The 14995-nt window shown below is 64.8% G+C and carries 20 protein-coding genes; 12 read left to right on the forward strand and 8 right to left on the reverse strand.

Annotation, left to right across the window (positions count from 1 at the left end):
- The 8 genes from AX725_RS12360 (at position 1) to queC (ending at position 4113) form a co-directional block, all read left to right on the forward strand.
- Complete coding sequence (locus AX725_RS12360; protein WP_060978249.1) at positions 1–267, forward strand: hypothetical protein; 267 nt, start codon at positions 1–3, stop codon at positions 265–267.
- A gap of 23 nt (positions 268–290) precedes the next feature.
- Entirely contained in the window at positions 291–551 is a 261-nt protein-coding gene (locus AX725_RS12365; RefSeq protein WP_060978248.1) for a hypothetical protein, read from the forward strand.
- Positions 552–568: 17 nt separating this feature from the next.
- Positions 569–844: a hypothetical protein gene (locus tag AX725_RS12370; RefSeq protein WP_066043630.1), complete on the forward strand. Its 276-nt coding sequence runs from the start codon at positions 569–571 to the stop codon at positions 842–844.
- A 51-nt stretch (positions 845–895) separates the two neighbouring features.
- Positions 896–1135 (forward strand): hypothetical protein, encoded by a 240-nt coding sequence (locus tag AX725_RS12375; protein WP_060978247.1) that lies wholly within the window; start codon positions 896–898, stop codon positions 1133–1135.
- Between the two features lie 51 nt (positions 1136–1186).
- Positions 1187–1606 (forward strand): SufE family protein, encoded by a 420-nt coding sequence (locus AX725_RS12380; RefSeq protein ID WP_060978246.1) that lies wholly within the window; start codon positions 1187–1189, stop codon positions 1604–1606.
- Positions 1607–1769: 163 nt separating this feature from the next.
- Positions 1770–2669 carry an Hsp33 family molecular chaperone HslO gene (hslO, locus tag AX725_RS12385; protein WP_060978245.1) on the forward strand — a complete coding sequence of 300 codons (900 nt, stop codon included), beginning with the start codon at positions 1770–1772 and terminating at the stop codon, positions 2667–2669.
- A 168-nt stretch (positions 2670–2837) separates the two neighbouring features.
- On the forward strand, positions 2838–3254 hold the full coding sequence (locus AX725_RS12390) for a DUF3617 domain-containing protein (RefSeq protein WP_060978244.1): 417 nt from the start codon (positions 2838–2840) through the stop codon (positions 3252–3254).
- A 175-nt stretch (positions 3255–3429) separates the two neighbouring features.
- Positions 3430–4113 carry a 7-cyano-7-deazaguanine synthase QueC gene (gene queC / locus AX725_RS12395; protein WP_060978243.1) on the forward strand — a complete coding sequence of 228 codons (684 nt, stop codon included), beginning with the start codon at positions 3430–3432 and terminating at the stop codon, positions 4111–4113.
- Between the two features lie 104 nt (positions 4114–4217).
- On the opposite strand, the gene AX725_RS12400 is transcribed toward queC, so the two are convergent.
- Positions 4218–4541: a hypothetical protein gene (locus AX725_RS12400; protein WP_060978242.1), complete on the reverse strand. Its 324-nt coding sequence runs from the start codon at positions 4539–4541 to the stop codon at positions 4218–4220.
- Entirely contained in the window at positions 4538–5248 is a 711-nt protein-coding gene (gene lipB / locus AX725_RS12405; RefSeq protein WP_060978241.1) for a lipoyl(octanoyl) transferase LipB, read from the reverse strand. The genes AX725_RS12400 and lipB overlap by 4 nt, the downstream gene beginning before the upstream one ends.
- 109 nt (positions 5249–5357) lie before the next feature.
- On the opposite strand from lipB, the gene AX725_RS12410 reads away from it, so the two are divergent.
- The 4 genes from AX725_RS12410 to AX725_RS12425 all read left to right on the forward strand — a co-directional run bounded on the left by AX725_RS12410 (position 5358) and on the right by AX725_RS12425 (position 8773).
- Positions 5358–6119 (forward strand): glycerophosphoryl diester phosphodiesterase membrane domain-containing protein, encoded by a 762-nt coding sequence (locus AX725_RS12410; RefSeq protein ID WP_060978240.1) that lies wholly within the window; start codon positions 5358–5360, stop codon positions 6117–6119.
- A 64-nt stretch (positions 6120–6183) separates the two neighbouring features.
- Positions 6184–6753 (forward strand): peroxiredoxin, encoded by a 570-nt coding sequence (locus AX725_RS12415; protein ID WP_060978239.1) that lies wholly within the window; start codon positions 6184–6186, stop codon positions 6751–6753.
- Positions 6754–6798: 45 nt separating this feature from the next.
- Positions 6799–8328, forward strand: a complete 1530-nt coding sequence (locus AX725_RS12420) for an acyl-CoA carboxylase subunit beta (RefSeq protein WP_060978238.1) — start codon at positions 6799–6801, stop codon at positions 8326–8328.
- 109 nt (positions 8329–8437) lie between these two features.
- Positions 8438–8773 (forward strand): hypothetical protein, encoded by a 336-nt coding sequence (locus tag AX725_RS12425; protein ID WP_060978237.1) that lies wholly within the window; start codon positions 8438–8440, stop codon positions 8771–8773.
- A gap of 13 nt (positions 8774–8786) precedes the next feature.
- Here the strand turns inward: AX725_RS12425 and AX725_RS12430 are convergent, their stop codons facing one another.
- From AX725_RS12430 to AX725_RS12455, 6 genes are read right to left on the reverse strand one after another with little or no spacing between them, the layout of a single operon-like run.
- Positions 8787–9713, reverse strand: coding sequence for an RDD family protein (locus tag AX725_RS12430; protein ID WP_060978236.1), 927 nt, complete (start codon positions 9711–9713; stop codon positions 8787–8789).
- Entirely contained in the window at positions 9713–10729 is a 1017-nt protein-coding gene (locus AX725_RS12435) for a stage II sporulation protein M (RefSeq protein ID WP_066115041.1), read from the reverse strand. Before AX725_RS12435 ends, AX725_RS12430 begins: the two co-directional genes overlap by 1 nt.
- A gap of 11 nt (positions 10730–10740) precedes the next feature.
- Positions 10741–12063, reverse strand: a complete 1323-nt coding sequence (locus AX725_RS12440; RefSeq protein WP_060978235.1) for a DUF58 domain-containing protein — start codon at positions 12061–12063, stop codon at positions 10741–10743.
- A complete protein-coding gene (locus AX725_RS12445) occupies positions 12060–13016 on the reverse strand; it encodes an AAA family ATPase (protein WP_060978234.1) in 957 nt (318 codons plus the stop codon). The genes AX725_RS12440 and AX725_RS12445 overlap by 4 nt, the downstream gene beginning before the upstream one ends.
- Positions 13013–14326 (reverse strand): DUF4350 domain-containing protein, encoded by a 1314-nt coding sequence (locus AX725_RS12450; RefSeq protein WP_066115030.1) that lies wholly within the window; start codon positions 14324–14326, stop codon positions 13013–13015. Before AX725_RS12450 ends, AX725_RS12445 begins: the two co-directional genes overlap by 4 nt.
- 1 nt (position 14327) lies before the next feature.
- Positions 14328–14972, reverse strand: a complete 645-nt coding sequence (locus AX725_RS12455) for a hypothetical protein (RefSeq protein ID WP_060978232.1) — start codon at positions 14970–14972, stop codon at positions 14328–14330.
- Positions 14973–14995: the final 23 nt, after the last annotated feature.

Below are 14995 nucleotides of genomic sequence, written 5' to 3' on the forward strand. Positions count from 1 at the left end.
ATGCCGGACTGGGTTGTGTTTTTCATGATTGTCGTCGGCCTGCCGGTTCTGGTTGGCACGATGGGCGATGCCTATAAGCGGCACCTGAAGTTCAAGGAAAAGCAGCTCGAGGCGTTCAACAAGGAAACCGCGGAAAAGGCGGCACGCTATGCGGCCCAGACCGAGCGGCTCGAGCAACGGGTGCGGACGCTCGAACGGATCATCACCGATGGCCGCAGCGACCTTGCCCAGCAGATCGAGGATCTGCGCGACGCTCCGCTGAACTGACAGAATATACGGGGGTTTTTGAAATGTTCGATCTTGATGCGCTGCTGGTCCTCATTCCGCTGGCTCCGTTCATGCTGGGCGGGCTTGCGATCTGGACCAAGCATCAGCGCAAGACATTGGAATTGCAGATCGAACTGGCCAAGGCACAGGCCGCAGTCCGACCGCCTGTCGATGACCGAACGGAGCAGCGCTTGCGCACGCTCGAGCGGATCATCACCGATGGTCGGGGCCGCGACGACCTATCCCAGCAGATCGAAAATCTTCGCGCCAAACAGCTGAGCTGACAGCAAGGGATCACAGAATGTTCGACAATCCTTTTTCCATGGTCGTCGCGATCGTCTTCATCGTGATGATCGCGAGCGTGCTGAAGGCCCGGTACAAGGCGCAGCACGGCATCGTCGAGGACGCGATGGGCAACCAGAAGCGCACCACCCTGGCGGACAATGCCGAAACGCAGCGGCTACGCGAAGACGTCCGCGCTTTGAAGGAGCGCGTTCAGGTGCTGGAGCGCGTGATTACCGATCAGCGTCAGACCAGCGATTTGAGCCTTGAAATCGAGAAGCTGCGCGACCGCTGAGGCGGACACGCACATCACCAACCGGGCGGCGGGGGCCGTAAAGGGAAGAAGATGGAAAGCGCCTATCTGTACATGACCGTGGCAATGTCGGCCTTGCTTGGGGTTGCCCTGGTATCATCGACCATGCTGCGCGGCTGGCGCGAATGGCTGGCGTTCAAGCGCCACGAAATGGAGGCGCATGCGCCGCGCCATGACGGCGGTTCGCCCTCCACCCATTCGCGGATCGAGATTGCCGATCTCAAGGAACGCATCCGCAAGCTTGAAGCGATCGCCGCCGGCGTGGAATTGTAATTTGTGCGCGGCGGGGTGACTTTGCCCCGCCGCCTCGCTATCTGCGCGGCCATGACGAGCGCACCTGCAAGCATTGCCGATCTGGCGGAAGAATACGAATTTCTCGATGCGGATGACCGCTATCGGCTGATCATCGATCTGGGCCGCACGCTCGATCCGATGCCCGATGCGCTCAAGACCGACGCGACGCTGGTCCGGGGCTGCTCGGCCTCGGTCTGGGTCTATCCCACAAGGCTCGACGACGGCCGACTGCATTTCCTTGCCGATAGCAACGCCGCGATCACCAAGGGCATTATCGCACTCGTGCTGCTCACCGTTCAGGACAAGTCACCGGATGCCGTCGCGAGCGCGGATATCGAAGCCGCGCTCGCCCCGTTCGATCTCAGGAACCAGCTTTCGTCCAACCGAACGCAGGGCATCCCCAACATGATCGCCCTGATCCGCGAGACGGCGGGACGTTATACGGGTTAGCCTGTGGCCTGCCCCTCCGTCACCCTGAACTTGTTTCAGGGTCCATTCATCGTCTTGGAGCTTCGGCTGATGGGGCAAGATGGATCCTGAAACAAGTTCAGGATGACGGGTGGTGGCCGAGTGCAGTTTGACGCCTCGACATCTCGACACCATATAGCCGCCCATGAGCACCGCCTTCGACACTCCGCCCGTCCATTTCACCCTTCCCGGCCAGGATGCGCGCGGGCGGTTTGTGCGGCTGGACAGCGTGCTGCGCGAGATCCTCGCTGCGCACGATTACCCCACCTGTATCAAGCTCGTCCTCGCCGAGGCGATCACCATCTGCGCGCTGATCGGGTCGCTGATGAAGCAGGATGGCGGTCAGGTGACCATCCAGGCGCAGACCGAGGGCGGCATCGTCGAGCTGCTGGTCGTCGATTATCGCGGCGGCGAGCTGCGTGGCCATGTGCGGTTCGATGCCGAGCGACTGGCACGGCTGGGAGCAAACCCTTCGCTGTTCGCGCTGTTCGGCAAGGGCTATCTCGCGCTCACCTTCGACCAGAGCTTTGGCAAGGGCCGCTATCAGGGGATCGTGCCATTGGACGGGGATTCGCTCGCGCAGGCGTGCGAGAGCTATTTCACCCAGTCCGAACAGGTGCCGACGATGATCCGTATCGCGATCGAGAGCGATGCCACCGGCTGCCGCAGCGCCGGGTTCTTGGTCCAGCATCTGCCCGAGGGCGAGGAAGGCCGCGAGCGGCTGCACGTGCGGCTCGACCACCCCCAATGGGAGCATGTCTCGATCCTTGCGGGGACGCTCAGCCATGGCGAGATGCTCGACCCCAACTTGAGCGGTCGCGATATCCTGTGGCGGCTATTCCACGAGGAGGACGAGGTCCGCACGGTCGATGGCGCGCCGCTGGTCAAGGGCTGCCGCTGCAATATCGACCATATCCGCGATGTCATCGGCCGTTTCCCGGCTGAGGAACAGGCCGAGATGGTCGGCGAGAGCGGCACGATCGCGGTCGATTGCGCGTTTTGTTCGCGCATCTTCCATATCGAGCCGGTCACGCCTGCAGGCTGATCGACGCATCATCTGCGTCGCAAACCCGCCACAATTATCGGATGATTTTGCCATCATCGCGGGCTAAGACTGTTGCATTGCCTGGGGCAAGAAACCTGAATCGGGTCGCACGCCATTGACTGTGCCTGCCGCGCTGAACGGCAGGAGCCAACGACAGGGTTTACCCGAATGAATGCTTCCCCCACCCTTTTCAAACTGCTTGTCGTGCCCGCCATCGCGCTGGGGCTTGCCTCGGTTTCCACGCGCGCCGAAGCGCCCGAACTGGCGATGCTCGGCAAGCTGCAACCGGGCTTGTGGAACCTGAAGGAACGTGGCAGCACCGATGCCAGCGACAAGCTGTGCGTGCGCGATCTGCGCAAGCTGCTGCAGCTGCGGCACCGCGACCAGCAATGCAGCCGCTTCGTCGTTTCGGACCTTCCCGATGAGGTAACCGTGACCTATCGCTGCCCCGGCGGCGGATCGGGCCGCACCACGATCAAATATGAAGGCCGCGGGCTGATCCAGATCGACTCGCAGGGTATTGCGCAGAACTCGCCCTTCGCCTTCGCCATGGAAGGCCGTTATGCCGGCGCCTGTGACGGCTGATCGTTAGCGCGGCTGCACCATTTCTTAACCATCGCCGGGTTATGACCGTCGCGTGCCGGACTCGGTACGCTTTCCTCCATTCAGGTCGAGAGACCTCACTGGGCCGCCGGACCTGTCCGCGCGGCCCGATTTTTTTTGAATTGCCCGCACCGCGGCGGCGCAATATGCGCGAGGCATGACTGATCTGCGAAAAACCGCTGTCGTGCTGCTTTCCGGCGGCCTGGACTCCATGGTCTCTGCCGCCCGAGCCAAGGAGCAGGGCTTTGACGTCGCTGCGCTGACCATCGATTACAACCAGCGTCATCGGGTGGAAATCGAAGCTGCGCGCACGATTGCGGCACATATCGGCGCGGTACGGCATATCGTGCTGCCGCTCGATCTGCGCCAGTTCGGTGGATCGGCGCTTACCGACGATATCGACGTGCCGAAGACGGGCGTGGGCCAGGACATTCCGGTGACCTACGTGCCCGCGCGCAACCTCATCTTCCTCTCGCTGACGCTCGGCTGGGCCGAGGCGCTGGGTGCGCGCGACATCTTCATCGGCGTCAACGCGCTCGACTATTCGGGCTATCCCGATTGCCGTCCCGAATTCATCCAGGGCTTCGAACGGCTGGCGGACCTTGCCACCAAGGCGGGCGATCAGGGCGAACCGTTCACCATCCATGCGCCGCTGCAATATCTGGGCAAGGCCGAGATCGCGGCCGAAGCGGTGCGACTGGGGCTCGATCCGGCGATGAGCTGGTCCTGCTACGACCCGCTGCCCGATGGCCGCGCCTGCGGCTTGTGCGACAGTTGCCGCCTGCGCAAACAGGGTTTTGCCGATGCCGGGCTGACCGACGGAACCGTGTACGCGGCTTGAAGCACCGTGCATTCCCGCGCTCGCGGGGATTCCGCTTTTGCGCAGTCGCTGACACAGTAGCGGGCCCCCCGCCTGCGCGGGGGTGACGGCAAAACGTCGCGGATTTACTCCGCGATCGAGCCTTCGAGCTCCGGTTCGGCAGGCCTGGGCGCCGGTGGTGCTGGCCTGGGTCTCTCGGCAGGCTCAGCTTCCGCATCCACCGCCGCCGGTGCGACCGGCGCGGCAACACCCGGAACCGGTGGCAGGTCCGATGGATCGGCGAGCGGCGCGTCGTTGGGCAGCAGATCCAGATCGGGCAGCTCGTCGCTGATCGTGCCTTCGGGCGTGCTGCCCTGCGCGACGGCCGTCTTGTCGGCCGTTTTCTGGTCGCAGGCCGTCAGCGCGAGCGCTGCCAGCACGATACCGATGATTGCAGGCTTCAGCGTCATTCCCTACCCTTTCCTTCGGCACCGCTTTGGCACGCGCCGCCCAGTCCTGCAAGGAACGCCTCTGTGTGGCGCGCGAGCGCGGCGTCCAGATCGGCCATCGATGCATCGACGCCCAGATCAGCCAGGCTAGTCACCGGATATTCGGCGATTCCGCACGGTACGATCCCGCCGAAATGCGCGAGATCCGGGTTCACGTTGACCGCGAAGCCGTGCATCGTCACCCAGCGGCGCACGCGGACGCCGATCGCGCCGATCTTGGCCTCCTGCCCAAGCCGATTGTCGGTCCAGATGCCGACGCGCCCCTCGGCCCGGCGCGCCGACACGCCCAGATCCGCCAGCGCCGCGATCACCCAGCCCTCGACCGCATGGACGAAACAGCGCACGTCCTTGCCGCGCCGACGCAGATCAAGCAGCACATAGCCGACGCGCTGGCCCGGCCCGTGATACGTATAGCGCCCGCCGCGCCCCGTATCGAAGACCGGGAATTGCCGGCTCAGCAGCTCGGCCGGATCGGCACTGGTGCCTGCCGTGTAGAGCGGCGGGTGCTCCAGCAGCCAGAGCAGTTCGCCCGCCTCGCCGCGCTCGATCGCCTGGTTGCGCGCCTCCATCTCGGCCAACGCTTCGGGATAAGGCGTCAGCCCGGACGACACGCGCCATTCGGGGGCTGCGATCGCCCCGGTTTCGACATCGCTCAAGCCTGGTGCCATATGTCCTGCCCATTGACGCGACGGATGGTGCGGCAAATGCCTTGCGCAGCATCCGTACGGCGTTTAGCGCAGGCCTTTAGTCGCTTTAGCCAGTGAGGCCAATCCCGCCATGACACGCAAGCTCGATCTTTCCGGCTGCTGGAACGACGTGATGCAGCTTTTCCGGACGCATCGCGAACTCCTGCTCAGCGTGGCGGGGGTGTTCATCCTGCTGCCCGGCCTGGCTTTTGCCATGTTCGTGCCGCCGCCGCAAAGCCCGCCCGATGCGGATCTGACGACGATCTATGCGAACATGCAAAGTTTCTACCAGGAGAATTTCGGCTGGATCATCCTTATCGGGCTGTTGAACGGTTTTGCCACCATCGTCATGCTGGTGCTGATGCTCGATCCCAGTCGCCCCAGCGTCAGCGAGGCGATGCGGCGCGGATTTTCGATCATCCTGCCCTATTATGCGATGGGCGTGCTGAGCGGCGTGCTGACGTTTCTCGGCTCGCTGGCATTCATTCTGCCGGGGATCTACATCTTCGTGAAGCTGATCGTCGCAGGACCGGTGATGGTGGCCGAGCGCGCCCACACGATCATCGCGCCGATGCGCCGATCCTGGGCGCTCACCAAGAACAATAGCGGGCGCATCTTGGTCTTCCTGCTGGTCGTCGCGGTGACAGCATTCTTCGTCTATATCACCAGCGTCACGGTGTTCGGCATCGTCATCCGGCTGGCTCTTGACGGCGAAATTGCCGGGACGCTGGTCACCCTGGTCGACGCGGTGATCAGCATGCTGCTGACCGTGCTGATGGTGTGCGTCTATGCCGGCATCTATCGCCAGCTCGCCGGCCCGGGTCCCGAGGATATTGCACGCGAATTTGCCTGACCGGGTGGAAACTCGGCACATGCTCCCTAAGTTGCCGCCATCACGATCAAAGGGGTTTTTCAACATGCGCGCATTTGCAATTTCGCTTTCCGCTCTTGCCCTCGCCACCGGCTCTGCTGCGATACTGGCCGAGGCCCCTGCCCTGGCTGCGGACGCCGGCAAGATCGCGATCGGCGGCAAGGCCCCGATGTTCACCACTACCGGGGCAAAAGCGGGCAAGGCCTACAAGCTCAGCCTCGCCAGCGAGCTGAAAAAGGGCCCGGTTGTCCTGTATTTCTTCCCCAAGGCCTTCACCAGCGGCTGCACCGCCGAGGCGCATGAGTTCGCCACGCGCATGGCGGACTTCAAGAAGGCGGGCGCGACCGTGATTGGCCTGTCGGCGGACGGGATCGACGAGCTCAAGAAATTCTCGACCGAGGCCTGCCAGAGCAAGTTCACCGTCGCCCAGGCCACGCCCGCGATGATCCAGGCCTATGGCGTCGGACTTGCGGGTCGCCCGAACATGACCGGACGCACCAGCATGGTCGTGGCTCCCAACGGCCGTGTCACCTTCGTGCACGACGACATGGACTATCGCGATCATGTCAAACTGACGCTCGGCGCGGTCCAGTCGATGGCCAAGAAAAAGGGCTGATATTCGTGCGTGACCGGCGGGAGCTGCCGCGCTAGCGTCGGCCCCATGAGTTGGCAGGAAGAGATCGACGAGCTTGCCCGGCGCCGTGCGCTGGCCGAGAAAATGGGCGGGGAAGACAAGGTCGCGCGGCAGCATGCGCGCGGCAAGATGGACGCGCGGGCGCGGATCGACGCACTGCTCGACCCGGGTAGTTTTCGCGAGATCGGCAAGATCGCCGGGCGCGGCAGCTATGATGAAAAGGGCGATCTGGTCGATCTCGCTCCCTCCAATTTCATCTTCGGGCGCGGCGATGTCGAAGGCCGTCCTATCGTCGCCAGCGCCGATGATTTCACGGTGCGCGGCGGTGCCGCCGATGCGGCGCTGCACCGCAAGTTCGTCCAGTGCGAGGCGATGGCGCACGAACTGCGCCTGCCGCTGGTGCGCATGATCGATGGCACCGGCGGCGGCGGATCGGTCAAGACGCTCGAGACGATGGGTTATACCTATGTGCCGATGGTGCCGGGTTGGGAGCATATCGTCACCAATCTGGAAACGGTGCCGGTGGTCGCACTGGCGCTCGGCCCGACCGCTGGCCTGGGCGCGGCGCGGACGGTGGCGAGCCATTATTCGGTGATGGTCAAGGGGCTGTCGCAGCTGTTTGCCGCCGGTCCCGCCGTCGCTGCCGCGATCGGCGAGACGGTCGACAAGGAGCAGCTGGGCGGCACGGAGATCCATTGCCGCAACGGCGTGGTCGACGAGGAGGTGGCGAGCGAGGCCGAAGCCTTTGCTGTCGCGCGGCGTTTCCTCAGCTATCTTCCTTCCTCGATCGACAGTCTGGCAGCGCGCACGCCTTGCGACGATCCTGCGGACCGGTGCGAGGAGGCGCTGCTTTCCGCCGTGCCGCGCGATCCGGGCCAGGTCTATGCTATGCGCCGCGTGCTGGCCCAGGTGTTCGATCACGGCAGCGTGTTCGAGATGGGCCGCCGCTGGGGCCGCGCGGTCATTACCGCATTCGCGCGCCTCAATGGCTGGCCGGTCGCCGTACTGGCGAGCGACCCCAGCTATCTGGGCGGCTCGTGGGAGGCGAAAACCAGCGAAAAGGCCGAACGCTTCGTCAAGCTCGCCGATCAGTTCCGCCTTCCGATCATCCATCTGGTCGACAATCCCGGCTTCATGATCGGCGCCGATGCCGAGCGCGCGGGCACGATCCGCTATGGCGTCAACGCGATGAACGCAATCTATCGTGCCAGGGTGCCGCTGGCCTCGGTCATCGTCCGGCGCGCCTATGGCATCGCGGGTTCGGCCATGTCGAATGCCGAACGCTTCCAGTATCGCTTTGCCTGGCCCAGCGGCGACTGGGGATCGCTGCCGATCGAGGGCGGGGTGGAGGTTGCCTACAAGTCCGAGCTTGAAGCGAGCGCCGATCCTCAGGCGCATCTTGCGGCGATCCGCGCCCGGCTCAACAAGGTGCGCAGCCCGTTCCGCAGCGCCGAGCATTTTTCTGTCGAGGATATCATTGATCCGCGCGACACGCGGCCGTTATTATGCGAGTTCGCGGACCTAGCCTGGGCAAGACTCTCGGCAGGTCGGGCATAGCCACCAGGCTTTGCGATATGCTTAACGCGGCGCATGCCAGTTTCTTCAAGCCCGCCTTAACGCCGGCCATGGCATCTTCAGCCTGAAAAACTATCAGGACCCCCGTGCCATGATCAACAATTCAGACCCCCCAGGCTCGCCGACGATGCGGACGGTCTATATCCGTCCGAACTATCAGGCGAATGATGTCGCGCCGCGCAATACCGACCCTGCCCCCGCACGGCCGGTGAACGACGGCGTCATCAATCTCATCAACCGCCCCACGGCGCCCAGCGGCGCGATGGAGAGCCTTGCCAAGGCCGCAGCGGCTGCCGAGCTTCCGCAAAAGCTTGACGATTTCGCACGTCAGGTCGCCAAGTCGATGCTGGGCGATCCCGAACAGGCGATGCGGACCTTGCGCCCGCCTACGGCAGAGCAGGTCACCGGATTGCTCGGCGCCGCCTGACACCTGCACTGCATCAGCTGTTCTTGTCCGCGCGCCTTCGGCCGAAACGCATGCCGCGTTCCAGCCGGGCGCGCAATTGCGTGTAATAGGCCTCCAGAAACGCGCGCTCGTCGCCGACCGGCGCTGTCCAGCCGATCTTGCTGCAAATCGTCGTCGCCACCGCCTGCATCGACTCGGCATTGGCCGTCCGCAGAACCTGTTCCAGCGTCTGCAGTTCGTATTCGCCATAGACCGCAAGCTCGGCTTCGGTGAACCGGTAGCGATCGGAAGGAAGCGCTGCGATCAGGTCATTTTCGGGCACCCCTGTCGCCACCAGTCCCGCCAGCTGCGCCTTTGGCGCCTGCACCACCCAGGTTCCCGCGATTAGGTCGCCGCAGCGCAGCCGATCCTTGTTGAGCAGCGGGAACAGCGCGAAACTGCCGACCCAGAACAGGCCCGCCCAGGCCGCGAACTCGCTGAGCGAGCCCTGAATTCCGCTCGACGTCATGAACATCACCGGCAGGAACAGCTCGATATCGCGAAGCAGGTTGCGCGCGATCACCGCCTCAGCGGTCAGCCGCCCGCCATCACGCACAGCGACGCGAATGCCTAGTGCGCGCTTGCCCCAGGTCGCCGCGCGCTGGCCCAGCTCAAAATACAGGAAATAGGCGTTCCGCGCGAGAAACGTGCCGATGATGAACAGCACCACGAGAAAGCCGCCGATGCTGTCGGGTATGGATGGCAGATTGGCGCGTTCGAACATCCAGACAGTCAGCACGAGTGCCAGGATGAAGGCGATATACATGCCGAACAGAGCGGCCAGATCGATGAGCAGCGCACCCGCACGCGCGCTCGCCGATGCCACCTGGACATCGAGCGCGACGCCCTCGGGCGTGATCAGGGTGCGCTGAAGCCTCGCATCCCTGCCCCGCGTCCGGCCTAGATCGGCAGCGCCCGCCATCAGGCCCGCCTCGGGCGGAAAGCGAAGAAATAGGCGAGCCACAACGCCAGGATGCCATAGCCGATGGCATAACGGATCGCCGTCGACTGAATCAGCTGGCGGCCAAAGCCCTCGAGCAAGCCGGCGCAGATCAGCATCACGACAACACCCGCCATGACTTGCGCAGCAGTCCGCCCCGCCTGGCTGAGCGCGACCATATGGCTGCGCTGCCCGGGAAATCCGAGGGCACGGCCGATATGCAAGCCCGCCGCCCCGGCGAGCAGGATCGCAAGCAATTCGGTCGTGCCGTGGATCGACAGCCAGCCGATGAACTCGACCGCAAGCCCGCGCGAGGCGAACAGCCAGACCATCGCGCCGAGCCCGATCATGTTGTAGACGAGCAACAGGATCGACGGTACCCCGAAGGCGAAACCTAGCGCGAAGGCCATGATGGCCACCTGCGCGTTATTGCTGAACAGATAGGCGGCAAACACCCCCAGGCCATCGCCATCGGTCTCGCCGAACAGCGTGCTCAGCAGCGCCTCGCGCGAGGCGCCAGGCACACGGACATCGCTGAACTGCGCCGGGACGAGCCGGAAATACCAGTCGGTCTCGGCATCGACGAGGAAGAAGCCGAGTACGGCACCTGCCATCATCGCTGCCAGCGCAACCAGCAGATCGGGCCAGATGGCACGCACAGCGCGGCTGAGCCCGCCGCCGAAAAAGCTGCGGCACCAACCGCCAAGGCTGGTGCGGGTGCCATAGACCATGAAATAGGCGCGCAGCGTCAGCGATTCGAGATAGGCGATCAGCCCGGCGTCGAGCGAGCTTTCGCGGGCAATCGACAGGCTGGACAGCAGGTTGCGGTAGAGCACCGGCAGCGCCAGCACGTCGTCATCGGACAGCTTGCGGAGCTTGCCTTTCTCCATGGCGGTGACCATCGCATCGAGCCGCTGCCAGTCGCCCTCGCGTTCCAGCCGGAAGCGGTCGCTGCGCAGCGCGGCGGCCGCGACCGCCTTTTCGCCCGGGAATTTCATCACCGCCTCGCTCACAGCTGCCCGCGGCGCTTGATCTTGAGATAGGCGTTCATCAGCCGCGTGCCGATCTCGTCATGCCGCCCCTCGATCACATCGATGCCCATGTGCCGCAGCCGCGTGATGACCAGTCGCCGCTGCGCCAGCAAGCTGGCAGCGGCAACGCTTTCGGCCACCTTCTCGCTCGTCGCGGGCGCCTGATCGACGATCGACAGCAGTTCCTCATCCTCCATCGCGACGAACAGCAGCAGATGCCGGTCGATCAGCCGCCCGACCGATTCAAGCATCAGTTCGGCGCTGGTGGGGTCGGTGAAATCGGTGAACACCACGATCAGCGACCGGCGCTGCAACTGCGCCGCGAGCGTGGACAAGGCGAGCGTGTAATTGCTTTCCTCGAACCGGTAGTCGATCCCTGCCGCCTCGGACTGCAGGCGGAAGAAATTGCGGCTCCCGGAAATGAACGGTGTCGCGCGCTCGGGCTGGGCAGCAAAGGAAAACAGCCGCACCTGATCACCCGCCTTGAGCGCGACATAGCTGGTCAGCAATGCTGCGGAAACAGCACGATCGATGCGCGGCAGGCCCGCGACCGGCTCGCACATGTCCGATCCGCTATCGAGCGCGAAAACGATCTGGTTGTTGCGCTCGGTATCATATTCGCGCGCGAGCAGCTTAGAATGGCGCGCCGAACTTTTCCAGTCGATCGAACGGCGGTCGAAGCCGGGCTGATATTCGACCAGAGCCTCGAACTCGCTCCCCTCGCCGCGGATCTGGCGCGCCAGGATGCCGTAGATCGCCTCCTTGATGAAAACCTGCAAAGCGGGCGCGCGCACCGCCGCGATATCGGGCAGGATGGCGATGGTCTCTCCGCTCGGGCGCACGTCCTGCCGCCAGCCCAGACCCAGCGGCCCCTGCCAGCGCAGCCATAGCCGCTCGATCTCCAGCGCGCCGCGCCGCACCGGCGACAGCGCGAATTCGCCGCGCAGCGCGGCCTCCGGTCCCGATCTTTGCAAACTTGCAAAGCCCCTGCCGCCGGGCACGATCCGGCTGGTCACCGCCAGGCTCGCCTCGGCGCGCGCGATCGGCACCTGCGCGGCCAGTTCGGCCTCGATCGCGATCCGCACCTCGCTCCCCAGTTCGCTGCTGGCCGGCACGATCAGTTCGACATGCCGTGCCTTGCCCGCGATCAGCGCATCGAGCAGCGCGAGCAGCAGCACCGCGCCCGACCAGGCCGGGCCGAGCGGCCACAACCCGGGCGCGAACGCCGCCAGCAGAATCGCCAGCGGCGCCCCGCCCGCGATCAGCAGGCCCGCGCGCAAGGTGGGATAGGCTCCGATCAACGCGGCGCCTCGGTGCGTTCGACCAGATCGGCGACGATGGTCTCCACCCGGCGACCTTCGATCTCGGCGGCGGGCGACAGCAAGGTGCGATGACGCAGCACCGAGGCAGCGAGCTGCTTGACGTCATCGGGGATCACATAATCGCGCCCCTGCAGCGCTGCCCGCGCGCGCGCCGCATTGGCAAGCATGATCGCCGCGCGCGGAGAAGCGCCGCTCTCGAAATCGGCGGTTTCGCGCGTCGCGCGCACCAGCCGCACGATATAGGCGACGACCTCTTCGACCAGCTTGACCTCGCTGACGGCGGCGCGCGCTGCACTCAACGCATCGGGCGTCACCTGAGGCTGGATGGCAAAGGCATCGGGCCGCTGCACGCCGCTGCGCTTGCCATATTCGGCGACGATCCGCGCCTCTTCGTCCGCATCGGGATAGCCGACCAGCAGCTTGAACAGGAAGCGATCGAGCTGCGCTTCGGGCAGCGGGTAGACGCCCTGCTGCTCGATCGGGTTTTGCGTCGCCACCACCATGAAATGCGAGGACAGCGGGTGCCGCGTACCGTCGAGCGTGACGCTGCGTTCCTGCATCGCTTCCAGAAGCGCCGCCTGGGTCTTGGGCGGGGTGCGGTTGATTTCGTCGGCCAGCAGCAGATCGGTGAAGATCGGCCCGCGCGTCAGCGTGAACTGGCTGGTCTGGAAGTTGAACAGGTTGGAGCCGACAATATCCCCCGGCATCAGATCGGGCGTAAACTGGATGCGCCCGTAATCGAGCGACAAGCACGCGGCAAAGCACTGCGCCATGAAGGTCTTGGCGGTCCCCGGCGGGCCTTCGAGCAGAACATGGCCGTTCGAGAGCAGCGCGATCAGCAGATGATCGATAATCTCGTCCTGGCCGATGATCGCCTTGGCCATCTCTGCGCGGATACGATCCCCCAATGCGTTGATATCGGCCAGGTTCATCCCATTCTTTCCTTTTTCCAGCGATAGAAGGCGCGCGCTGCGGCCGCGATGGCCGGACGGTCGCGCGCGCTTCGCAAATTTGCAATGAGGGTCTCGTAATCGCGCCCGTCGCTATCCGCGGGCACGAGGGACAGTCGCGCATCGACCTGCTCCGCCGGCAGCGCCGACGGCAGACCCAGCGCGCGCGCCGCCCTGTCGCGCAGCAGATCGGCATAGGCCGGTCCGATAAGGTGATCGCGCCCCAGCCTGCGCACCAGAGACGCGCTGCCCTTGACGAGCGCCGTCTTGCCAAAGCCGAACGGCCGTTCTTCGGAGAGCGACGGGCCGAAGCGGAAGAACGCCATCCAGGCAAAGGCGATCGCCGCCAACACCAGGCTCGCCACCGCGCCGACAAAGGGCGGACGAAACGCGACCGAAAGCAGGTTCTCCGAGGCGCCGAGGCCGTTCTGGGTCAGGTCGAACACCACGCCCTCCCCGCCGCCGGACCAGGCCGAATCGATGATGTTCAGCGCCTGTTCGGCCGTCTTGCGGTTGGCGAGGCCCAGATTGTTCATCAGGTCCGCATCGGCGACGATGACCACCGGATAGCGGCCCTGCTGGATGCCGGGCGCTTGCGGCGCCTCATCGGGCGCATCGGGATCGAGCGAGGGATACCAGCCGCCATCGTCGATCACCGCCACCCGCGCCGCGCCCGTCTCAGCATCGGCGAGCACGGTCTTGAGCTTGTCGCCGCTGATCGTGACGCGCGACTTGAGCGCCTGTTGGAGCATCGCGTTCTTCTGATCGGCACTGTCGGGCTGGACGAACAGCATCGAAGCAAATCGACTGTCGACGCCTTCGATCCGGGTCTTCACGGCGACCAGCCGAGCCAGCACCTGCGGCGCCTGAAGCGCTGGGAAAGGCGAATCAAGCTGGACCCAGCCCCGCTGCATCCCATCGAGCGGCGTCACCTGCCATTTGGGCAGGATGATGATCGTCGGCCCGGTGAAGGCGCGCTGTTCCACCATGGCCTGCAATTCTTCAGGCTCGCTGCTCAGCTGCGGCGTGACGATCAGCAAATCCTGCTGCGAGAGCGCGGCAGGGTTGCGGCCATAGCTGACCCTGGTCCCGGTCTCTTCAAGCAGATGCGCCAGCGCCGAATAGCCTACCAGGCTCGACGAAGCGCCATGCGCCTGGCCGTTATTGCCCGATCTGAGCGCACCGCCCGCGCCCAGCGCGTAGAGCAGCGCGATGAAGGCAGCGAAACCGATCGCGAACATCAGCAGCACCGTGCCGCGTGCAAAAGGGTTGGCGCTGGTTTCTGTCGCCATTTCAGCCGCCGTCCAGCGCAAAGGCGCGATAGGCTTCGCGCGAACTATCCCATGCGCTGCGATCGAGCGGGCGGCGCGCGAAGAAGCTCGCTTCGACATGGCCTGCGATCACGCCGAACGCCTGGCGCGCGCGCTGCGACAGCGCATCGAACGCGCCGATCTCGCGCGTGGTCGTGGATGGGCGCAACAGCTCGGGACAGCGGGCGGCAATATCCTCGATGGATCGGTACAGCAGCAGATGCGCCGCCTCACCAAAGCGCCCTTGCGCCGCCAACGCATCGGCTTCTTCCAGCAACTGTCGCGCCACTGCCTGATCGGGCACCCAATCGGGCTGGGCCGCGCCGCGCCGCTCGCGCCAGTCGGCGATATAGGGGGCGAGGATCACCCACAGCAACGCCAGCACGCCGACGACCAGCGCCACCAGAAGCAGCTTGCTGAGCCACGGCCAGGCGGCAGCCAGAGCCTGGGCAATCGGTTCGAGTAACTTGGCTAGCCAGCGCGAGACATCCTCCCACCATTGCGGCGGCGGATCGGCGGGCTTTGCGAATTCGGGGGCGAACTGAATGCTGGCGTCCCCGCGCACCTGCTCATAGGCCGCATCAAAGCCTTCGCGGCGGGGTGCATCAAGGATGGGGCCAGCGGTCACGTATCCGGTGATTGCAGATGCCG

The sequence above is a fragment of the Blastomonas sp. CCH9-A1 genome, assembly GCF_001557175.1.
Classification (GTDB): Bacteria; Pseudomonadota; Alphaproteobacteria; order Sphingomonadales; family Sphingomonadaceae; genus Blastomonas; species Blastomonas delafieldii_A.